The 20,828-nt window shown below is 61.4% G+C and carries 18 protein-coding genes; 1 reads left to right on the forward strand and 17 read right to left on the reverse strand.

Annotation, left to right across the window (positions count from 1 at the left end; genetic code table 11):
• Window positions 1–7 precede the first annotated feature (7 nt).
• The 3 genes from ASD00_RS04425 to yajC are packed head-to-tail and all read right to left on the reverse strand — an operon-like array spanning window position 8 to window position 3,352.
• Window positions 8–394, reverse strand: coding sequence for an Mth938-like domain-containing protein (locus ASD00_RS04425; RefSeq protein ID WP_025426865.1), 387 nt, complete (start codon window positions 392–394; stop codon window positions 8–10).
• A gap of 1 nt (window position 395) precedes the next feature.
• A complete protein-coding gene (gene secDF / locus ASD00_RS04430; RefSeq protein WP_057205031.1) occupies window positions 396–2,966 on the reverse strand; it encodes a protein translocase subunit SecDF in 2,571 nt (856 codons plus the stop codon).
• A 50-nt stretch (window positions 2,967–3,016) separates the two neighbouring features.
• The gene (gene yajC, locus ASD00_RS04435; protein WP_025426863.1) at window positions 3,017–3,352 is read right to left on the reverse strand and encodes a preprotein translocase subunit YajC; all 336 of its coding nucleotides are present in this window, start codon (window positions 3,350–3,352) and stop codon (window positions 3,017–3,019) included.
• Window positions 3,353–3,591: 239 nt separating this feature from the next.
• Here yajC and ASD00_RS04440 point away from each other — a divergent pair, with 239 nt between their 5' ends.
• Window positions 3,592–4,461, forward strand: coding sequence for an ATP-binding protein (locus ASD00_RS04440; RefSeq protein WP_025426862.1), 870 nt, complete (start codon window positions 3,592–3,594; stop codon window positions 4,459–4,461).
• Window positions 4,462–4,466: 5 nt separating this feature from the next.
• Here the strand turns inward: ASD00_RS04440 and ASD00_RS04445 are convergent, their stop codons facing one another.
• The 14 genes from ASD00_RS04445 to argS all read right to left on the reverse strand — a co-directional run bounded on the left by ASD00_RS04445 (window position 4,467) and on the right by argS (window position 20,802).
• On the reverse strand, window positions 4,467–6,014 hold the full coding sequence (locus ASD00_RS04445; protein WP_025426861.1) for a peptidoglycan DD-metalloendopeptidase family protein: 1,548 nt from the start codon (window positions 6,012–6,014) through the stop codon (window positions 4,467–4,469).
• A gap of 151 nt (window positions 6,015–6,165) precedes the next feature.
• Entirely contained in the window at window positions 6,166–6,810 is a 645-nt protein-coding gene (locus ASD00_RS04450; protein WP_025426860.1) for a hypothetical protein, read from the reverse strand.
• A 477-nt stretch (window positions 6,811–7,287) separates the two neighbouring features.
• Complete coding sequence (locus ASD00_RS04455) at window positions 7,288–7,941, reverse strand: protein-L-isoaspartate(D-aspartate) O-methyltransferase (protein ID WP_025426859.1); 654 nt, start codon at window positions 7,939–7,941, stop codon at window positions 7,288–7,290.
• Window positions 7,938–8,708, reverse strand: a complete 771-nt coding sequence (surE, locus tag ASD00_RS04460) for a 5'/3'-nucleotidase SurE (protein ID WP_057205034.1) — start codon at window positions 8,706–8,708, stop codon at window positions 7,938–7,940. Before surE ends, ASD00_RS04455 begins: the two co-directional genes overlap by 4 nt.
• A gap of 16 nt (window positions 8,709–8,724) precedes the next feature.
• Window positions 8,725–10,008 (reverse strand): serine--tRNA ligase, encoded by a 1,284-nt coding sequence (gene serS, locus ASD00_RS04465; RefSeq protein WP_025426857.1) that lies wholly within the window; start codon window positions 10,006–10,008, stop codon window positions 8,725–8,727.
• A gap of 47 nt (window positions 10,009–10,055) precedes the next feature.
• Entirely contained in the window at window positions 10,056–10,898 is an 843-nt protein-coding gene (gene tatC / locus ASD00_RS04470) for a twin-arginine translocase subunit TatC (RefSeq protein WP_025426856.1), read from the reverse strand.
• Complete coding sequence (tatB, locus tag ASD00_RS04475) at window positions 10,895–11,554, reverse strand: Sec-independent protein translocase protein TatB (protein WP_025426855.1); 660 nt, start codon at window positions 11,552–11,554, stop codon at window positions 10,895–10,897. The genes tatC and tatB overlap by 4 nt, the downstream gene beginning before the upstream one ends.
• Window positions 11,555–11,628: 74 nt before the next feature.
• The gene (locus ASD00_RS04480) at window positions 11,629–11,835 is read right to left on the reverse strand and encodes a twin-arginine translocase TatA/TatE family subunit (RefSeq protein ID WP_025426854.1); all 207 of its coding nucleotides are present in this window, start codon (window positions 11,833–11,835) and stop codon (window positions 11,629–11,631) included.
• A 94-nt stretch (window positions 11,836–11,929) separates the two neighbouring features.
• The gene (locus ASD00_RS04485; RefSeq protein WP_025426853.1) at window positions 11,930–13,042 is read right to left on the reverse strand and encodes an ABC transporter ATP-binding protein; all 1,113 of its coding nucleotides are present in this window, start codon (window positions 13,040–13,042) and stop codon (window positions 11,930–11,932) included.
• Between the two features lie 88 nt (window positions 13,043–13,130).
• Window positions 13,131–13,859, reverse strand: coding sequence for an SMC-Scp complex subunit ScpB (scpB, locus tag ASD00_RS04490; RefSeq protein WP_025426852.1), 729 nt, complete (start codon window positions 13,857–13,859; stop codon window positions 13,131–13,133).
• Window positions 13,852–14,670 (reverse strand): ScpA family protein, encoded by an 819-nt coding sequence (locus tag ASD00_RS04495; protein ID WP_051509162.1) that lies wholly within the window; start codon window positions 14,668–14,670, stop codon window positions 13,852–13,854. Before ASD00_RS04495 ends, scpB begins: the two co-directional genes overlap by 8 nt.
• Before the next feature lie 84 nt (window positions 14,671–14,754).
• Window positions 14,755–15,771 carry a beta-N-acetylhexosaminidase gene (gene nagZ / locus ASD00_RS04500; protein ID WP_025426850.1) on the reverse strand — a complete coding sequence of 339 codons (1,017 nt, stop codon included), beginning with the start codon at window positions 15,769–15,771 and terminating at the stop codon, window positions 14,755–14,757.
• Between the two features lie 141 nt (window positions 15,772–15,912).
• A complete protein-coding gene (locus tag ASD00_RS04505) occupies window positions 15,913–18,978 on the reverse strand; it encodes an SPOR domain-containing protein (protein WP_057205037.1) in 3,066 nt (1,021 codons plus the stop codon).
• A gap of 63 nt (window positions 18,979–19,041) precedes the next feature.
• Window positions 19,042–20,802, reverse strand: coding sequence for an arginine--tRNA ligase (gene argS / locus ASD00_RS04510; protein WP_057205041.1), 1,761 nt, complete (start codon window positions 20,800–20,802; stop codon window positions 19,042–19,044).
• Window positions 20,803–20,828: the final 26 nt, after the last annotated feature.

Consider the following 20,828-nt stretch of genomic DNA (forward strand, 5'->3'; position numbering starts at 1 on the left):
GCCGCGATCAGACGGCAATCAGCGCGACGGCGACCGCACGCGCTTCGGCCAGCATCACGTTGTAGGTTCTGACAGCTGCTCCCGTGCTCATCGGATCGGACGAGATGTTCAATGCACGCAGGGCCGTTTTCAGCTCGGCCGGCAGTTGCCGGATATCGAGGCCGGTGCCGACCAACAGCACCTCGATGTCACTCGCTTCGTCCAGCACGCGCTGGAACTTCTCGACCAACAACGGATCGCCTTCAACAACGTCCCACGCATAGACGCCCGATGGCAGCATCAGCACGGAGCCGCGGTGCGACATATCGGCAAAGCGGAAGCCGCCATTGCCATAGGCATCGATCGGGGCGCGCCCCGGAAAATGCGCTTCGCGGATCTCGATACCCTTGGGCATTTCAGACTGAACCCTTTGCCGTTTGCGCCGCTCCGGCGCCCGGGCCGGAGGAATTCTCCCCGCCCTGGAAATGGTCCGTCCGCTTGCGGAAGAGAATGAGGATCGGACCAGCGATATAGATCGAAGAGATCGTGCCGACGATGACGCCAAACAAGAGGGTAACGCTGAAAGAGCGGATAAGACCGCCACCGAAGAGGTAGAGCGCCGCCAGCGCCAGCACCGTCGTCAGCGCCGTCAGGATCGTGCGCGACAGCGTCTGGTTGATCGAGGCGTCGATCAACACCGACAGCGGCATCTTCTTGTAGCGGCCGAGGTTCTCCCGGATACGATCATAGATGACGACCGTATCGTTCAGGGAGTAACCGACGATGGTCAGAACGGCGGCGATGCTGCCGAGATTGAACTCGATGCCGGTTATCACCAGGAAGCCGATCGTCAGCAGCACGTCGTGCAGGGTTGCGATGATGGCGCCGAGCGCGAAACGCCATTCGAAGCGCAGCCACACGTAAAGCAGGATCGCAGCAAAGGAGACCGCAAGCCCAATAGTGCCGGCGCGCGTCAATTCGCCCGAGACAACCGGACCGACGACTTCGACGCGCTTGAACGCATATTCGTCGCTGAGCTCTGCCCGGATGACGCCGATCGCGGTCTGCTCGGCGTTGTCGCCGGCTTCCTGTGACGGCACGCGCACCAGGACATCGTTACCAGAACCCAGATGCTGTACCTGAACTTCGCCGAGGTTCAACTCATCGAGCCGCACGCGCAGATCGGCGATATCGACATTGCCGGCCTTGCTTTCGAGTTCGATGATCGAGCCACCCTTGAAGTCGACCCCCAGATTGAGACCGAGACTTGCGAGCAGCAGTACGGAAGCAACCGACAAGGCGGCCATGACGATGAAGACCGGGTTGCGGATCGCCATGAAGCGGATGTCGAGATCGCTGAAGCGTCCCGTACGAATACCCTTCGGCAGATGCTGCGCCTTCCAGCCGCGCAGCCAGGCCTTGGCGATCCTGCGGGTGATCGTGTAGGCGGTAAACAAGGTCGTGAAGCTGCCGATCGCAAGCGTGACGGCGAAGCCGCGCACGGGACCAGACCCAAGGTAGAAAAGGATCGCACCGGCAATCAGCATCGTTAGATTGGCATCGAAAAGGCTGCTGAACGCGCGCGCAAAGCCCTTGTTGACCGATTGGACCAGCGGTTGACCACCGCGCGCTTCCTCGCGGATGCGCTCATAGATCAAAACGTTGGAATCGACAGCCACGCCGATGGTCAGAATGATTGCGGCAATACCCGGCAATGTCAGCGTCGCACCGGTGAGTGAAAGTGCGGCGATGATCAAAATGAGATTCACGGCCAGAGCCGCGACGGCGAAGATGCCGAAGACGCCGTAGAAGAAAATCATCGAAACAGCGACTGCAACGGCAGCGATGAAGCCGGCCTTGAGGCCGTCACCGATCGCGTCATCGCCCACGCCCGGCCCGACGGTCCGCTCCTCGACGACAGTCAACGTCGCCGGTAGTGGCCCGGTTCTGACGAGGGCTGCGAGATCGGTGGCACCCTCCTCCGGCAGATCGGCGGTAATGATTGCCGTATCGCCCTTGACGGCAGCCGCAAGTGTCGGCGCAGCGACGACCTGGTCGTCGAGAATGATCGCGACTTTCTGGTCGGCGCCCTTTGCCTGAAGTGCGGCAACACGGCCGGTTGCCGCCGGTGTCAGCTTGATCGCGACCGACGCCTCGGCACTTGTCGCGTCGATATCCGGCTGCGCGGCGGTGAAGTCTTCGCCCGACAGCAGCCGGGTCTTCTCGACGAGATAGGGTATCGGCGGATCGTCGAAGGAATAAAGAACTTCGCTGCCGGCCGGCGGCTGCGCTTCAACAGCCTGCTCAACGGGCACGGCGACATTCAGCATCTGGAAGGAAACGCGGGCGCGCTGGCTAAGCAGGTCCTTCAGGCGCTGCGGATCCGCCAGACCCGGCACCTGGACGATAAGCCGATCATCACCCCGGCGCTGGATCAGGGGGTCTGCCACCCCGACTTCGGCAATCCGGCGCCGAACGACGTCCATGGTCTGTGCCAGAGCCTGCGACATCCTGTAGTCGATGCCTTCGTCGCTCAGGCGAAGGCGGATCAAGTCGTCTGCCTCGGCGCTGTCGAAGGCAAGTTCGGTAACTTCGTCGCTGACCAGACCACCAGTTTCCACCGGTGCCATGAGCGGAGCAAGCGCCGCACGCGCTGTCGGCAACTTGGCTCGGTCACGAACCCGCAGCGAGATCAACTGACCTTCGCCCGACAGGCCGAAATAGGCAATGTCGGCATCGCGCAGCGCTTTGCCGACATCATTTGTCACCGCTTCAAGCCGCTCGGCGAGAATGTCCTCGCGCGAGGCCTGCAGCATGAAATGCGAGCCACCCTGGAGGTCGAGCCCCAACGCCACGTGACGGTGCGGAAGCCACGAAGGCAGCGCATCCGCCTGTTCCTTCGTCAGGAAGTTCGGCATCGCGAGCGCGACACCCAAAAGCACTGCCAGCCAAACAAGAGCGCTCTTCAACGGCTTCAGATTGGACATGCCTCAAACGCTCCGTTTCCCGGACACATCCGGTTGTGGCTGGACTTCGATTATTCCTTTACGGGTTCGCCCTTGACGCGAACTTCCGATACGCCGCTGCGAACGACGCGAATCTTGATGCCTTCGGCAATTTCGACTTCCAGCTCGCTATCGTCGACCACCTTCGTCACCTTGCCGACGATGCCGCCGCCGGTCACGACCTGGTCACCGCGACGGATGTTCTTCAGCAGCTCGTCGCGGCGCTTCATCTGTGCACGCTGCGGGCGAATGATGAGGAAATACATAACAACAAAGATCAGCAGGAAGGGCAGAATGGACATAAGGATGTCCGCGCCGCCGGTCGACGGGGCGCCGGCTGTCTGCGCAAAAGCTTCGGTAATGAACATCGATCACTCCTTGAGTTCAAAATATGCGGCGGTTCCTCCGCGCCAAATCGGCCGGAATATAAGGGCGCGCAGCCGCAATGCAAAGCGACGGCACCCGTATCCGTTCCAGTGCCTCTGACATAATTTGGGCAAGAGGAGAACCCCCTCTCCCACCCAGTGCGGCCTTTTCCAGCGCAAACCTGCGTGCTACCCGGTTAAACCGAAGCCAAGTGACTGATTCAGCAAGCGGAGATGGACCGATGAGTGAAACAAAGATCGACGTTCTCATCAAGGAAATGCAGAAGCTTTCCGCGGCGATCGAACGCATCGCCGGCCCCGCTGCCGCTGCCAACGATTGGGACGCGGCAGAGTGCTTCGTCTGGGCGCCGGCAAGCCACCACTTGCAGCCGGTCAAAAGACCGAACCGGATCGAACTGTCGCTGATCACCGGCGTCGACCACGTGCGTGATATCCTGGTCGACAACACGTTGCGCTTTACCGAAGGTTATCCGGCAAACAACGTGCTTCTGTGGGGCGCGCGCGGCATGGGGAAATCCTCGCTGGTCAAATCGGTTCACGCACAGGTCGCACGCGATACGGGCATCGCCGTGAAGCTGGTGGAGGTTCACCGCGAGGATATCGCGACGCTACCGGCGCTGATGGAAATCCTGAAATCCGCGCCGGTGCCGGTGATCGTTTTCTGCGACGACCTTTCCTTCGACCATGACGACACGTCCTACAAGTCGCTCAAAGCCGTGCTCGACGGTGGCGTCGAGGGGCGTCCGACCAACGTATTGCTCTACGCCACGTCCAACCGGCGTCATCTTCTGCCGCGGCACATGATGGAAAACGAGCAATCGACCGCCATCAACCCATCGGAAGCAGTCGAAGAGAAAGTATCATTGTCGGATCGCTTCGGACTGTGGCTCGGCTTCCACAAATGCAGCCAGGAAGATTATCTGGCGATGATCGACGGCTATGCGGCTCACTACGGCCTTGCGGTGGACAAGGATATTCTGCACGCCGATGCGCTGGAATGGTCGACGACGCGGGGAGCAAGGTCCGGCCGCGTCGCCTGGCAGTTCATTCAGGATCTGGCCGGTCGCCTGCGCCACCGGCTGGAAGGCTAAGCCGCCTATTCCAGGAACGTGGCCGGGTTCACGGCGCTGGCGTTCTTGCGCACTTCGAAGTGGACTTGCGGCTGGCTTGCGCGGCCGGTCATACCGGATGCCGCGAGCGTCTGGCCGCGCTGCACCTTCTGGCCGCGCTGGACTTTCAGTTCGGAAGCATTGCCGTAGACGGTGACCGTGCCGTCGTCGTGACGGATGAGAACGGCGTTGCCCAGTTCCTTCAGGCTGCTGCCGGAGTAGATGACCACACCATTTTCAGCTGCCTTGATCGGCGTGCCCTCGGGCACGGAGATGTTGATGCCGTCGTTGCGGTTGCCATCGACATTGGCGCCGTAGCCGGCAACGACCGCGCCGCGTACCGGCCAGCGATACTTGCTGATACCCGTCGACTTCGGCGATTCCTCGTCAACGTCAGGGGTCTTGCTGGCGACTTCGGACACGCTCTGCTTGGCAACGGGAGGCTGGTACTCGGCGGGCTTGCTCTTGTCGAGCGCGGCGACCTGACCTTCGGCTTTCTTGGGCGGAACCGATGCCGTCTTCACCTGGTCGGTCGCTGCGCCCGGCACCTTCAACGTCTGGCCGACACGGATCGATTCTGCCGTCAGGCCGTTGGCCTGCTTGAGGGCGCCGACCGAAACACCCGTTGCCTTGGCGATACGATTGAGGGAATCACCCGGCTTGACGGTGTACGAGCCGTTGCCGCTGCCCTCGCCCGTCGAAGCGACCTTGCCTGCAGCAACATCCGTCTTGCCTGCACTCTTATCGCGGGACTGCGACTGACCGGGCAGGATTGCGACATCGCGCTGATCGGTCGGCAAGGGCGATGGCTGGCGCTTGCTGCCATCCAGATCGGTCATCGTGTTGGACGCGGCAGCCTTCGCGGCACTGCTCGCAACACCGAAGGTCGGGATCACCAGGCGCTGACCGGGCTCGACCTGTCCAGCGGTCTTCAATCCGTTGGCCTTCAGGATTTCCTTTTCAGGAACACCGAAACGCTTGGAGAGAATGGACACACTGTCGCCCTGGCGAACCATGATCGAGGGAGCATTCTGCGTCGTCCAGCCGCTCTTGCTCGCAGTATCGTTGACGGCAGCGGGCAATGCCTGACGCGTGGCCGTGGAGACCTGCTCGACCTGGCGTGCGGCTGGGAACGGTTGCGGATCAATACGCTGGCTGGAGGCCGCCGTCGGATCGGCGAGGGTCGAACGCTGCACGCTCATCGGCGTCGAGGCGGCGCGGGCGCTGGAGACCGGCGTCGACGCCGTATTGACCGGATCGTAGCCACCGTTCGCCGCGGGATAAGGCTGCCCGAGAGCCGAGTTGCGCGTATCGGCCGGAGAGACAACAGCCATCTGGCCGCTGTCGACATCGCCGCGCGGCACCGGCGTGGTATTTCTCTGAATTGAGCTGGTCGTCAGCGTGTCCGATCGCGAAAACAAGCCGTCGAAACGGCTGGCGTCGGAGCTGCACCCTGTGGCAACGCCTGCCAGCAAAACTGCTGCACACAGGCGGATCGTGGACTTTCCAACCTTGGGAGATACAAACTGACGCATGACGCTTACCCACTCCGAACGCAACTCGATGTGGGATGATTAAAGCGTATTAGAGTTACCGCACGGTTAAGGGCGACACCACCAAAGACCTAGTTTGACAGAATGCTAACCATAGACCGGTGCAAAGGCTCGCCTTAGCGGCGCTGCAAACTTAGATCAGTTCGGAATAGAGGCGTTCGATCTCGGAGACGGCACGCCGCTCGGTTGGCTCGCCCTCATAGCTAATGCTTGTCAGATCCCAGGCAAAAATCTGGCGTCCAGCCGGCGCTGCGGGAGCTTCCGACTGCGCAGTCTTGTCTTCCTCGAGAAGCACGCTCACCAGCGTCTGGAACGTCGTCTCTCCATCAAGGCCGCTTGCCTGATCGTATTCGAGCGAGCGTAGCCCGGCGACAGCCGCCTCACGCGTCCCGAAATAGCGCAGGCTATGCTGGTCCTCGGACCGCAGGCCATCATAGTACTCGATGAAGCCCTTGTAGTAGCCACTGTGATCACCGGTCTCCAGGAACTTTCCGAACGCCTGGTATTCCCGCAAGGCCAATTGCGGCGACAGGCGGTTGTTCCACTCGTCGCGCGTCAGGGCCGGTTGGCCGTCGGAGGATCTTCTGTTCTGACTGAGATAAAGCAGCGCATCGGCGGAAAGCGAAATCCGCGGCGTCGGATCGAAGAACGTGGCCTGCATCGCCTGAGCGGCATTTTCATCCTTACCGCCTGCGCCGGATTGCCCCGCCGCACGGCCGGCAAGGTTGCCCAGTCCATCGCCTGATGCCGCGGCCGTCAGCCTGTTCGCAATCTGCATGTGCCGTCTCCGTCAACCGCACGACCAGATCGCCTTTCCGAACCGCATAGAAATTCAGCGACTCGCAAGGCCAAACCTTTCGTGCAGCCGAAGGCGTATGGCGCGAAGCTTGCGCGAAACTGGAGAGATTAGGATTTTGTTAACCAATAGACGGTCGTCGGGGCGATCCGCCCGCCCTCATCACGTGGCCACGACGAGGATCTCTGCGTCGCACTTTTAAAAGAGCCGCCATGCCTACTGCATGTTTTCTTAAATCGCATTCGATTTAAGGATAAAAACATGCAGCAATTCAAAGTGCTACAGCGACCTTTGCGCGTCTAATAAGACGCGCGGCGCTGTAGTGTCCTGAGACGTCACGATCCGTGAGCACGGCTCTGACGAGCCGCGCCATGCTCCAATTCCCCCCCCACATGAATGTGCATGGTTGGGCTCCAAGCCGTAGCGGGACAGCACAGATCACGCAAGTGGGTTGCTAACCTAGAGGTAAGACGCCAGTTGCGGAACGATCGGAAGGTAAGGCGCGTCGAACAGATCCTCACGATCGAAGCGGCTGCCGGTGCGGCTGACACGAACGATGCGACAATGCGTTTCGCTCATCATGATCGGAACGACCAGCGTTCCGCCGGACACGAGATGGTCGGAGAACATGCGCGGCAGGCTGTTGAACGCAGCGGTAATCAAGATGCGATCGAACGTGCCCTCGCCCGGTACTCCGGCACTGCCATCGGCATGGCGGACGATGACATTGCGCACACCCGACTTTTCCAGGCTTTTCTGCGCAGTGGAGACGAGTGTCTGGTAGCGGTCGATTGTCAGCACGCGCTCGGCGATGCGGCCCATCACTGCAGCGGTAAAGCCGCTGCCGGTTCCCACCTCGAGGATGCGCTGCCCGGACTTGAGGTTAAGGCAGTGCAACAGCCGGACGGCGAAGTCATAGCCTTCCATGAACGAGCCGCAGTCGAGTGGGATCGTCCGCTGCGAATGAGCGTCCGCCTGGAACTGCGGCGGCGCGAAATGGCCGCGCTGCGTCTGCTCGACCGCGTTCAGCAGGCCCTGGTTGCTGATGCCTTCGGCGCGCAGCCGCAAGACCATCGCCGCAAAGCCTTCCTGTTCCGAAACACGTCCGCTCAAGCGACGGTCCCTTCGCTCAAGGCCCGTGCCAGACGGTCCTGCACTGAATAGTCGGTCAGGTCGAGCTTGAGCGGCGTCACCGAGATCCGGTTTTCACGAAGCGCGTGGATATCGGTACCGGCGCGAAAATCACCGAAGCGCTCGCCAAAACGCAGCCAGAAGTAGGGAAAGCCGCGACCGTCGGCACGCTCGTCGATGGAAAGACCGAAGTCGAGCTTGCCTTGCGAAGTCACTTCGGTGCCGGCGACGGCATCGGCGGAGCACTTCGGGAAGTTGAGGTTGAGCAACGTACCATCAGGAAGATCAACTGCCAGCAGGCTGCGGATCAACGCAGGCGCGTGACGCTCGACCACGTCCCAGGCCACCGCCTCGCCGACGACGTGGCTGTAGGCCTGGCTCAACGCCATGGAGCGGATGCCCTGCAGCGTTCCCTCGATCGCACCGGCGACGGTGCCGGAATAGGTGACGTCGTCAGCCATGTTGGCGCCGATATTGACGCCCGATAGGACGAGATCCGGCTTGCTGTCCAGCACCTTGCGCACAGCCATGATCACGCAATCAGTCGGCGTGCCCCTGAGCGCAAAACGCTTCTCGGAGATCTGACGCAAGCGCAGCGGTTCCGACAACGTCAGCGAATGGGCAAGACCGCTCTGATCGGCCTCGGGCGCCACCACCCAGACATCCTCGGAAAGCGTCTTGGCTATCCGCTCGAGGACCGCAAGGCCTTCGGCGTGGATGCCATCGTCGTTTGTCAGCAGGATCCGCATTGCGATTTCTTTCCCGTCAGGCAGCTTTTTCGATACGTTTCTGGCCGCCCATATAGGGAAGCAATACATCCGGCACCGAAACCGAGCCGTCGGCGTTCAGGTAATTTTCGATAACGGCGATCAGGGCGCGGCCGACGGCGACGCCGGAACCGTTCAGCGAGTGAACGAACCTTGTGCCCTTGTCTTCCTTGTTGCGGTAACGCGCATTCATGCGCCGCGCCTGGAAATCGCCGCAGACCGAGCAGGACGAAATCTCGCGATATGTGTCCTGTCCCGGCAACCAGACCTCGAGATCGTAGGTCTTGCGGGCGCCAAAGCCCATGTCGCCGGTGCAAAGCGTCATCACGCGGTAGTGCAGACCCAGACGCTTCAGCACTTCTTCGGCGCAGGCAGTCATGCGCTCATGCTCGGCAACGGACGTCTCGGCATCGGTGATCGACACGAGTTCGACCTTGTTGAACTGGTGCTGGCGCAGCATGCCACGCGTGTCGCGGCCCGAAGAACCGGCCTCCGAACGAAAGGACGGGGTCAACGCGGTAAAGCGCAACGGCAGCTTTTCGCCATCGAGGATCTGCTCGCGCACGATGTTGGTCAATGGCACTTCCGCCGTCGGGATCAACCAGCGATCGTCGGTTGTGCGGAACAGGTCTTCGGCAAATTTCGGCAGTTGGCCGGTGCCGTACATCGCATCGTCACGCACCAATAGCGGCGGCTGTACTTCGGTATAGCCGTGCTCTTGGGTGTGCAGGTCGAGCATGAACTGGCCGAGCGCGCGTTCGAGCCGGGCGAGCTGGCCCTTCAGGATGGTGAAGCGGGATCCGGCAATGCGCGCGGCTCCCTCAAAATCCATCAGCCCGAGCGCCTCGCCGACTTCGAAATGCTCGCGCGGCTGGTGGTTCCAGGTGGGTTTGGCACCGATAACCCGTGTCACGACATTGCCCGCCTCGTCCGAACCAACAGGGACGTCGTCGAGCGGAATATTAGGAAGACGCGACAGGGCGTCGTTCAGTTCGGCTTCGACCTGGCGGCTCTCTTCCTCGAGCGCCGGCATTGAATTCTTCAGTTCGGCAACTTCGGCCTTGAGCTTTTCGGCGAGCTCATTGTTCTTCTGTGCCATGGCCGCGCCGATATCCTTCGACGCCGCGTTGCGGCGCGACTGCATGTCCTGCAGCGACTGAAGGATTGTGCGGCGACGTTCGTCGATGGCGATCAGCGACGCAGACGATGGTTCCGCGCCCCGCTTCGCCAGGGCGGCATCCAGCACATCGGCATTCTCACGGATCCATTTGATATCAAGCATTGTCGTTCCACGCGTTTTGCAGGTCACGGCGCGGAACCGTCGAATGCTCAGCCCTTTGCGGGGCCAACCTCTTCGGAAGTTTCTTCCTGCGACTGGGCAGCCTCACGCTTGAGCGCATCCGCTGCCCGCTGTCTCTCGACGAGTCGCGCCGTATAGATCGAAATTTCGTAGAGAAGGATGGCGGGCAGTGCAAGGCCGATCTGGGAGACTGGGTCCGGCGGTGTCAGGACGGCCGCGACAATGAAGGCAATCACGATCGCGTATTTGCGCTTCTCGGCAAGTCCCTGTGCGCTGACGAAGCCAACGCGGGCCAGAAGCGTGGTGACCACCGGCAGCTGGAACACGAGGCCGAAAGCAAAGACCAGCGACATGATCAGGCTCAGATATTCCGAGACCTTGGGCAGAAGCTGGATTGCAACATGTCCCTCGTCACCGCCCTGCTCCATCGCCAGGAAGAACCACATGACCATCGGCGTGAAGAAGAAATAGACGAGCGCGCCACCGAGCAGGAACAGGAGCGGCGAGGCAATCAGGAACGGCAGGAATGCCGCACGCTCGTTCTTGTAGAGGCCGGGGGCGACGAACTTGTAGATCTGCGACGCGATCACCGGAAAGGCGATCACGAGAGCGCCGAACATCGCCACCTTGATCTGGGTGAAAAAGAACTCCTGCGGAGCAGTGTAGATCAGCTCGACATTGCGTTGATCCATCCCGGCCCAACCGACCGCCCATTTGAACGGCAGCACCAGAAGGTTGAAGAGACCCTTGGCAAAGTAGAAGCAGACGAGAAAGGCGATGAAGAACGCGCCAACGGCCCACATCAGCCGCTTTCTGAGCTCGATCAGATGTTCGATCAGCGGCTGCGGCCGGTCCTCGATATCGCCGCTCATACGTCACCTTTCTTGCGCGTTGCCGCGCGTGTCTTTTGTGTTTTTTCTTTCGGCTGCTCTGCCTCGACCTTGGAAGGCCTCTTTGCAGCCGTCTTGGCGGGTGCAGATTTGGCGGTTGCCGCCTTCGCCGGTGAGGCCTTCTTGGGCGCGGGCGTAGCGTCTGCCTTGGCCTTCGTTACCCGTTTCGGCTTTGCCGCAGGCTCAGAAGCTTCGGCACGCTGCATTTGCCGGCTGGCAGAACCAATCGCCGCGGCCGCAATGCTGTTGGCTGGCTTTGCCTCGGCCGCGCCAACGGCAACCGGTTCCACGGAGGAAACTGGCGGCTCTGCAGCGGATACGGGCGCCTTGTCTGGTGATGCGGCCTTCTGGAGATCGGATTTGATCTCGTTGCCGATCTGGCGCAACGGGTTCATCGCGTCACGTAGCGCATTTGCCGGATTGAGGCTTTGCGCGTCGCTGATCGTTTTACGGACGTCTTCGAGATCCGCCTCACGCAACGCCTCATCGAATTGCTGGCGGAAATCCGACGCCATGCCGCGCAGCTTCGACGTCATGCGGCCAAAGGCGCGCAACATCGGCGGCAAATCCTTCGGTCCGACAACAACGATCAGTACGATGGCAATGACGACTAGCTCGGTCCAGCCGATATCAAGCATTCGATATGTCCTGCAAACCCGTGGTGCGGCCGGCCGGGAGGTAATCCCAGCCTGGCCCTATCGGTGCTCGATCGTTAGCGAACTTCGTCAGACTTGTGATCAACAGTCTTGCCGTCGAGCGGCTTGTCGGCGGAAGCGACGTCGTCGTCGTTCATGCCCTTCTTGAAACTCTTGATGCCCTTGGCAACGTCGCCCATCAGTTCCGGAATCTTGCCGCGACCGAACAACAACAGCACCACGACCAGAACGATCAGCCAGTGCCAGATACTAAAGGAACCCATGCGTTTACTCCCTCTGAGCCTTCCCCGATTTAGGCCCTATTCGCGTGTCAATTTTCAGGCGCGCCACCAGCACAGCCTCTTTTCGCCACAGACCCTAAGATGTCGGAACATCTTTTTCAAACAGCAATATATCCCGCTCGTTAACTGAAAGCATTACATCGCGCAATCCTTGCGGCAATTGGTCCGCGCGGATACGGGCGCGCACGGTTCCATCGCAGCCCGCCACAGCCAGTTCGAGCAGTTCGACAACGCCGATGAAACGGCGCGAGACGATCCGCGCCTGTATGTCGCCTTCGTCCTTGCCGACACGCAGCCCCGAAAGCCGCACGGCCACGGAAAGGCGCTGGCCATCGCGGTACTTGCTGGCATCCACGCCGCCGAGCGGCGTATCGACGCGACCGTTGCGCACCTGGGCGTCGAACACGTTGATTTCCGAAAAGAAACCGGCGGCAAACAGGTCCCGTGGCTCTCGATAAAGCTCGTCGGCGGTGCCGACCTGGACCAGGCGCCCATCCTTGAGCAGAGCGATCCGGTCGGCCATGCGCATCGCTTCCTCGGCATCATGCGTGACGACGATCGCGGTGGCACGCGTCTCTCTGAGGATGGCGAGCGTATCGGCGCGGATCGAATCCTTGAGCCGCGAGTCGAGCCCGGAGAACGGTTCGTCCATCAACAGCACAGCAGGCCGCGGCGCGAGCGCACGGGCGAGCGCCACACGCTGCTGCTCGCCACCCGAAAGCACATGGGGATAACGATCTCCGTAATGCGAAAGACCGACCCGTTCCAGGGCTGCGTCGGCCTGGATCAGCGCTTCTTTCTTCGGAAGCGCCGTCAGCCCAAAGCGAACATTGTCGCGGATCGTCATGTGCGGAAACAGCGCAAAGTCCTGGAACATCAGACCGACACCGCGCTTTTCCGGCGGCAAGAAGACCGACGGGCCAGAAATCTCCTGGCCGTTAAGCAGGAGGCGGCCGGCGCTTTGCATCTCGATGCCGGCGGCGATCCGCAGCAGCGTCGTCTTGCCGGAACCGGAGGGGCCGAGCAGGCAAAGGACCTCGCCGGCCTTGGCCGCCAGGCTGACGCCCTTGATAGTCTCCTTGGAATGGTAGTTGTGGTGGATATCCTCGAATGTCAGGCTCGCCGCGAAAGATACGCCCGCCGTCCGTCGCGTTGCCATGACGGGCCCGTCCTGCGTATCTGATACCATGCTGCGTATTCCTTGACACCGGTGGCACCGCGGCGACCATGCCGGGTGCAGGCTCGATGGAGAAAGCCGATATCTCCAATCAGGTTTTTTAATCGGCCTCTTCGCCCTTCGGAGTCAAGAGCCCCAGTTCTTCCAGATCGAGCTGGGTGATCGGATCCTCGTTTTCCGCCAGGTCATCTTCGCCGACGGGCACGGGAATATGCAGGTTGGACGGAACGCGGCCGGAGAGAAGCCCCGCTCCCTTCAACTCCTCGATGCCAGGCAGGTCGCGCAGTTCCTCCAGGCCGAAGTGGTCGAGAAAATCGCGTGTCGTTCCGAAGGTGACCGGACGCCCGGGCGTGCGGCGGCGGCCACGGAAGCGGACCCAGCCCGCCTCCATCAGCACATCCAGCGTGCCCTTGGATGTCTGCACACCGCGAATGTCTTCAATTTCGGCGCGGGTAACCGGCTGGTGGTAGGCGATGATCGCCAGAACCTCTAGCGCGGCGCGCGACAACTTGCGAACCTCCTTCTCATCCGTCTGCACGACGAAGGACAGGTCGGCGGCCGTGCGGAACGCCCAGTGATCGGCCACCTGCACCAGATTGACGCCACGGCCTGCATAAAGCGCCTTCAATCGCGCCATGATGCGCGGGACATCGGCACCGCGCGGCAGGCGGGTGGCGATGTAAGCCTCGGAGATTGGCTGCGCGGAGGCAAACACCAGCGCTTCGGCAATTCGCTCGGTTTCCTGCTCCATGCGCGGATCGAACACAAGGCCGTCGTTCTCGCCGTCTTCGTCTGTCACGTCCGGGAGGTATTTCTGCGGCTCAGCCACGGGCTGCCTCCATATCGGCGAGCGTCGCCGCATCGATCGGGTTCGGCCCACGCCGCAGATATATCGGCGCGAACGCTTCTTCCTGGCGGATTTCCAGGCGCCCCTCACGTACCATTTCCAGCGAGGCGGCAAAGGAACTGGCGATGGCCGTCGCCCGCTCCTTCGGCGTCGTCATGTAACGCAACAGGAAGTGATCGAGCGCGGTCCAATCGTCCAGATGGCCGATCATGCGTGCCAGGATCAATCGCGCATCGGCGAGCGACCAGACGTGGCGCTTTTCGATCGTCACTTGCGTGATCGCTGTCCGTTGCCGCAAGCTCGCATACGCGGTCAGCAGATCGTAAAGCGAAGCGTCATAGTCCGACTTCCGCTCGGTGACGATATGCTCCGGCGCACCACGCACGAAAACATCGCGGCCGAGGCGGTTTCGGTTGATCAGCCGGGTGGCGGCCTCGCGCATGGCTTCGAGGCGCTTCAGCCGGAACGCCAGCGCCGATGCCATTTCCTCACCGGAGGGACCATCATCCTTCGCCTGCTGCGGGATCAGCAGCCGCGACTTGAGATAGGCAAGCCAAGCCGCCATGACGAGATAGTCGGCGGCCAGTTCGATGCGGATGCTGCGCGCCCGCTCGACAAAGGCGATGTATTGTTCGGCCAATGCCAGCACCGAGATGCGAGCAAGATCGACCCGCTGGCTGCGAGCAAGATGGAGGAGCAGATCGAGCGGGCCCTCGAAGCCGGCGATGTCGATGACCAGCGCCTCTTCGTGCAATCCGCGCTCCGCAGTCTCGTCCTGCCACAAGGGATCCATCGGCGCTTTCGCCCCGGACCTGCCTTGCTTTTCACCCGCGTTGCTCACGACAGCCTGATCCTTTCCCGCCGGCCGTACCCGTCCTCAAACCGTCGCGAACAGGCTGTTGAATTCGGCACGTAGTTCCTGCTCGTTCGCATTATCAGGCTTGCGGAAGGCGGCCTCTGCGGCCCTTGCCCTGCGCAATGTCTCTCCGGCCAGAACCGGGACGACATCCGCTACAGCCTTCATCTCGTCCATTATGCCATGACAATGCAAGACGAGATCAAGTCCGGCGTCGATGATGTTGCGCGCGCGGGTGGACATGTCGCCGGCCAGCGCATTCATCGAAACGTCGTCGGACATCAACAACCCGTCGAAACCGATATGGCCGCGGATGATCTCACGCACAACCTTGGCCGAGGTCGTTGCCGGATTGTCCGGATCGATCGCCGTGAAGACCATGTGCGCCGACATCGCCATGACCTCGTCCTTCATGGCGATGAAGGGCAGGAAATCGCTCTTGGCAAGCTCGTCGAAGGTTTCGCTGACCACCGGCAGGCTGTGGTGGGAATCGACGAAAGTGCGGCCATGGCCGGGCATATGTTTCATTACCGGCAGCATGCCACCGGACTTAAGGCCTTCCGCCATCGCCCGACCGATCGCCGTGACACTCTGCGGATCGTGTCCATAGGCGCGATTGCCGATCACATCGTGACTGCCGGGAACCGGCACGTCGAGCACCGGCAGGCAATCGACGGTGATGCCGAACCGCATCAGATCGAACGCATGCAGCCGCCCCATCAACCAGGCCGCACGCAAACCGCCCTCGGCATCACGGCGGTAGATCTCGCCGATCGCCGCACCATTCGGATACTGCTGAACAAGCGGCGGCCGGATGCGCTGAACACGTCCGCCTTCCTGGTCGATCAGCACGGGTGCCGCGGGATTGCCGATACTGTCACGTAGCGCCGCGACCAGATCGGAAATCTGCTGTTCCTCGCCAATGTTGCGGCCAAAGAGGATGAAGCCCCAGGGCCGCTCGCCATCAAAGAAGCTGCGCTCTTCGCTCGAAAGAGAAAGACCCTTGCAGCCGGAGATAAATGCTTTTGATTCGCTCATGCCAAAAGCATAATGCGCGGCTTGCCCACAGCGAAGCGAGAATAGCTATCGGTGCGCGTCATGCACAGACTACTGTCACTGAAACGTGAAAGGGCGCGGCATCTCTGCCGCGCCCCTCTGGGGATAATATTGCTGCTGTGACTACTTGGTCACGAGGCAGCTGCCACCAGCGCCCTTGTAGCGCGAGCAAAGCGCATTGGCCTCTTCGCGCGAACCGGCCGGGATGCGGACACGATAGTAGGTGCCCTTACCCGCGATCTCCGCCTTGCGGATATCCACGCCGCGACCACCGATAACGCTTCCGAACTTGTTCGAAAGGCTGTTGTAGGACTTCTTCGCTTCGGCCTCGGAGGGCAGCGACGCCACCTGGATGAAGTAGGTGCCAGCCGGCACTGATGCCGTCGAAACCTGCTGGGTATCCGTTGCAGGGTTGGCGGCGGCCTGCGTTTCCGCCGGACGTGCGCTTGCGCTTTCAGGTACGGCGCCAGCCACGTTGCCAGCCTGCCCGGTCGGGCGGGTCTGAGGCAGCGGTGCCTCAACGCCAGCGGCGTTTACCGTGGCGTCGCTCGCGGCAGCAAGTGCGACCTGGTCGGCACCTGCAAGTGCCTCGCCGGCTGCGCGAAGTTCGGAACCGGCGCCCGTGGCTGTCGCCTGGCCCTCAGTGCCCGACGCCGCAACCTGACCCGAAGCCGTTGCCGGAACCGGCTGGGTGTTGCCAGCAACTTCCGTCGCCGGTTCAGCAACCGGCTCTTCGCGGGCGACGAGCGTGCCGTCCGGCTTGACGATCATCGTGCGTACTTTTCGCGGCGCGACTGCGGGAGCCTTGTTCTCTTCCTGATCAGCCGGCACGGCAGCACCGTCACCAGGCAGAAGGCGGGCAGACTCCTCGTCCGCATTCGGTGAAGCACCCAGAGCATCCGCTTCATCGCTGCCGTCATTCGGCAGGTTTTCCGGTGTCAGCGTCCGCTGGACGACGTCCATCGGTTCCTCGGTCGAGGAGACGAGTGCCTCCTGCCGAGGACCCGTGCCCTGAGCACCGGCAACGCGGTCATAGACGGCCTTGTCCTGGTTCGGCACGGTCTTCCCGCCCTTTTCCTCGGGCACGACCTTTACCGGGGACTTGTCGGCGAGAATGATCTTCGGACCCTCGCCGGACGAAACGGCATCGCTGCCACCCATCCAGGCGTAGACGCCTGCACCACCGAGAATGATGATGCCGGCGACGCTTGCAGCGAGCAGCATTGTGCGCTGCGAGCGGCGACCGGAGCCGTATTCGTTATAAACACCGGCGTCGGCCTGGCCGGACATAGGCTGAGCGCGCTCGGATTCGCGCGGCGTGTTCTGACGTTCGACCATCGAGCGACGGAAGTCTTCTTCCATTGCCTTCTCGAACTCGTCGAAATCATCCATCGGTGCTGCGCCGAGCGATGCGGCCGGCTTGGCTGCCGGCGCGGAGCGTGCAGGTTCACGAGCCTCGACGGGGCGAGCCTGCGTCTCCCTGACGGATGGTGCCGGCGTCCCGAAGAGCTGGGCCATTTCCGCGTCGATATCGAGATCGTAGTCGGCGGGATAAGCGACCGGCTTTTCTGTCTCGATGACCGGCAGTTGCGGTACATCCATATCGGCGATCGGTGCGACGCCGGTATCGGCTTCAGCGATCATCGACGGATCGAACGGCAGAACGCTTTCAACCGGCGGCTCTTCGATTTCTAAGGGCGCAGCTGCGACCGACGGTGCTACGAAGGGCTCTTCATGCTGTACCGGCTCCTGCTCGATAGCGGCGAAAACCGGCTGCTGCACTGCGGCGGCGATATCCTCAGAAGCGTCGAATTCCGGAAGCTCCATTTCCATCGCCACATCCGAGAGCTCCATTTCGAAGTTCTCGATGTCGAAGCTCGGCTCGTTCTCCGGCTCGGTAGCCGGAAGAGCGGGCTCGACGACAGCCTCTGGCGCAACCGCTGCGGCCACCGGTGCGGCGGCTACAGGTGCTGCGGCAGCAGGGATCGACGAGACGATCGGACCAGCAAAGGCGCGCTGCTGGCCGGCACCCGAGGGCGAAGCGACCGGGGTGGCGCGACTGAACGTCGGCGTGAAGGGATAGGGGCTCTTCTTGACAGGTGGCGCAGCCACGACAGCCGGCTCGGCCCGCGCATGAATCGCAGGATGAGTGTGAACTGCAGCGGCGACCAGGCCGGTCGCAGCCGGTACCGGAAACCGCTCGATATCGGCAAGAAGCTCATCGACGGCGTTATCTGTTGTCGGCTCTGCCGCAACCGCAGCGACCTGCTCGATCACTGCCGGTTCGTACGAGTAGGCATTGTCCGACGCATAGGCGTTGCTGCCCTCGGCAGCCGGAGCCGGTTCGAAAGCCGGCTCTACGGCAACCGGAGCGACCTGCTCGATCACTGTCGGTTCGTACGAATAGGCATTGTCCGACGCATAGGCGTTGCTGGCCTCGGCGGCCGGAGCCACTTCGAAGGCTGGCTCGACGGACAGCGAGGCCTGCTCTGTTGCCAGTTGATCGGCGAAATCGGAAACGTCGAACGAAATGTCCTCGACCGGCGCATGCCATTCTTCAGGTGCACCAACGTGCTGTTTGATCGGCGCAATCTCGGCCGTCGGAGAAAGATCGACGTCACCGAGCGAGAGCTCGAGTTCGCGTTCCAGATCGAAGGTCGGCTCGACCGCTTCCGAAACCACGTCGTATCCCGTTACGTCAGTGATCGAAGTGGACGTCGCCTCGGGAACCGCAACGAATTCGGCGTGGCCGCGGTCGACTTCTTCAAGAGCGGCCTCTGGCCATGTCTCTGCGAGTTCGACCGGCTGATACTCCGGTTTAATCGCCGGCGCATCTTCGATTGGCGCCGATTCGGCCACAGCAAACTCGGCTGGCGCAAATTCAAGCACCGGCTCGACCTGCTGAAGCTCTTCTGCGGGCGCAGCTACAGTTTCAACTGGATCGTTGTCCGGCTGAACATCTGCCGCGCGCGGCGCATCATAGGTATCGAACTCTCGAAGGAGCTCTTCCTCGAGATCGAACGTCGGATCTTGCCGGACGGCTTCCTGGTGGCGTTGCAATTCCTGCAACTGCTGGACAGCCGGCCGGGCATCGTAGCCGACGATCCGGGCGAGTTCGGCCAACGGATCATCGTCTGCCAATACATCGAATTCAGCCGGCCCGCTTCGTGCGAATTGTTTGTCTGCCATGCTCTCCACTCACAATTGCCTGCATTCACTTGCCAGTGCATTGTGGGAAAATGGTGACAATACTTATCGCATTTCTTCCGGTGCAGAGGTGCCTGTAATGGACAGGCCCGACTTCAGTACGGAAGCGACAGCATGCACCAGCCCGAGTCTGGCAGTACTTAATTCTCTATTTTTATCGTTAACAAAACGTAATTCCGGATTCTCTTTACCTTTGTTCCAGTGTCCATGGAAGGCAGCGGCAAGATCGTAAAGGTAAAACGCGATGCGATGCGGCTCTTGCGCCAGTGCCGCAGCCTCCACGACGCGCGGATATTCTGCGAGCTTGGCGACCAGCTGCAGCTCCGCCGGATCGACGATCAGGCCATTGATTGCGCCGGCAAAATCGACGGTGGACAGGTCGAGTTCGGGGAAAGCGTCCGCAGCCTGACGGAAGACAGACCGGCAACGCGCATGTGCGTACTGCACGTAGAAGACCGGGTTGTCCTTGGACTGCTCTGTCACCTTCGCAAAATCGAAATCCAACGGCTCGGAGTTCTTCCGGTAGATCATCATGAACCGGACCGGATCGCGTCCGACTTCATCAACGACGTCGCGCAACGTCACGAAGTCACCGGAACGCTTGGACATCTTGACCGGCTCACCCTCGCGATAGAGCTTGACCAACTGGCAAAGCAGTACAGTCAGCTTCGACGCACCGCCAGACACCGCGCGTGCCAGCGCCTCAAGCCGCTTGACGTAACCACCGTGGTCGGCGCCGAGCACATAGATCATTTCGTCGAAGCCGCGGTCAAACTTGTCCTTGAAGTAAGCAACGTCGGCAGCGAAGTAGGTATAACTGCCATCCGACTTGATCAAAGGCCGGTCGATATCGTCGCCGACCTCGGTCGAGCGGAACAGCGTTTGCTCCCGGTCTTCCCAGTCCTCCGGCAGCTGGCCCTTCGGCGGTGGCAGCGTGCCCTTGTAGACGTGGCCCTTGAAGGTCAGGTCGTTGATCGCGGTGCGGATCTTGGCAGCGCCATTGGCATGCAGGGTCCGCTCCGAGAAGAAGACATCATGGGTGACGTTCAGGGCGGCAAGATCCTCGCGGATCATGACCATCATCGCATCAATAGTGCGCTCCTTGACCAGCGGCATCCACTTGTCCTCGGGCATCAGCCGCAGGCTCGTGCCGAACTCGTCGGCCAGCGCCTCGCCGACGGGTACGAGATAATCGCCGGGATAGAGGCCCGACGGGATCTCGCCGATCTCCTCGCCAAGCGCCTGCCGGTAGCGAAGGAAGGCCGAACGCGCCAACACATCGATCTGCGAGCCGGCGTCGTTGATGTAATATTCCTTGGTCACCTCGTAGCCGGCAAAGGCTAGCAGGTTCGCAAGCGCGTCGCCGACGACGGCACCGCGGCAATGGCCGACATGCATTGGCCCGGTCGGATTGGCCGACACGTATTCGACGTTGACCTTGCGGCCGGCACCGGTCGTGCTGCGGCCGTAGTCCGCACCGGTGCGAACCATCGCGGTCAACAGCTTCTGCCAGTAGGAGACGGAAAGCCGCACGTTGATGAAGCCTGGACCGGCAACGGAAACATCGGTGACCTCAGGGTCCTGCTTGAGCTTCTCGACGATCAGATCGGCAAGCGCGCGCGGATTCATGCCCAGCGGTTTGGCAAGCACCATCGCGGCATTGGTCGCGACATCGCCATGGCTGGGGTCGCGCGGCGGCTCGACATTGATACGGGCGAAGTCAAGTTCGGATCGCTTTTCTCGAACGACATCAAGCGTTTCGAGAATATCCTTAATTCTTGATTCGAAGTCCGTGAAGAGATTCATCTGATCCGTCCGCTTTTCCCGACAGA

Source organism: Ensifer sp. Root31 (genome assembly GCF_001424825.1).
In the GTDB taxonomy this organism is placed as follows: domain Bacteria; phylum Pseudomonadota; class Alphaproteobacteria; order Rhizobiales; family Rhizobiaceae; genus Ensifer; species Ensifer canadensis.

Excerpts from the sequence above, each read along its gene's own strand:
- tatC (WP_025426856.1), bottom strand. The coding sequence starts at position 10,898 with ATGAGCGGCGATATCGAGGACCGGCCGCAGCCGCTGATCGAACATCTG.
- secDF (WP_057205031.1), bottom strand. The coding sequence starts at position 2,966 with ATGTCCAATCTGAAGCCGTTGAAGAGCGCTCTTGTTTGGCTGGCAGTG.
- ASD00_RS04425 (WP_025426865.1), bottom strand. The coding sequence starts at position 394 with ATGCCCAAGGGTATCGAGATCCGCGAAGCGCATTTTCCGGGGCGCGCC.
- serS (WP_025426857.1), bottom strand. The coding sequence starts at position 10,008 with ATGCTTGATATCAAATGGATCCGTGAGAATGCCGATGTGCTGGATGCC.
- ASD00_RS04485 (WP_025426853.1), bottom strand. The coding sequence starts at position 13,042 with ATGGTATCAGATACGCAGGACGGGCCCGTCATGGCAACGCGACGGACG.
- argS (WP_057205041.1), bottom strand. The coding sequence starts at position 20,802 with ATGAATCTCTTCACGGACTTCGAATCAAGAATTAAGGATATTCTCGAA.
- yajC (WP_025426863.1), bottom strand. The coding sequence starts at position 3,352 with ATGTTCATTACCGAAGCTTTTGCGCAGACAGCCGGCGCCCCGTCGACC.
- ASD00_RS04495 (WP_051509162.1), bottom strand. The coding sequence starts at position 14,670 with ATGGATCCCTTGTGGCAGGACGAGACTGCGGAGCGCGGATTGCACGAA.
- ASD00_RS04505 (WP_057205037.1), bottom strand. The coding sequence starts at position 18,978 with ATGGCAGACAAACAATTCGCACGAAGCGGGCCGGCTGAATTCGATGTA.
- nagZ (WP_025426850.1), bottom strand. The coding sequence starts at position 15,771 with ATGAGCGAATCAAAAGCATTTATCTCCGGCTGCAAGGGTCTTTCTCTT.
- ASD00_RS04480 (WP_025426854.1), bottom strand. The coding sequence starts at position 11,835 with ATGGGTTCCTTTAGTATCTGGCACTGGCTGATCGTTCTGGTCGTGGTG.
- tatB (WP_025426855.1), bottom strand. The coding sequence starts at position 11,554 with ATGCTTGATATCGGCTGGACCGAGCTAGTCGTCATTGCCATCGTACTG.
- ASD00_RS04440 (WP_025426862.1), top strand. The coding sequence starts at position 3,592 with ATGAGTGAAACAAAGATCGACGTTCTCATCAAGGAAATGCAGAAGCTT.
- surE (WP_057205034.1), bottom strand. The coding sequence starts at position 8,708 with ATGCGGATCCTGCTGACAAACGACGATGGCATCCACGCCGAAGGCCTT.
- ASD00_RS04450 (WP_025426860.1), bottom strand. The coding sequence starts at position 6,810 with ATGCAGATTGCGAACAGGCTGACGGCCGCGGCATCAGGCGATGGACTG.
- ASD00_RS04445 (WP_025426861.1), bottom strand. The coding sequence starts at position 6,014 with ATGCGTCAGTTTGTATCTCCCAAGGTTGGAAAGTCCACGATCCGCCTG.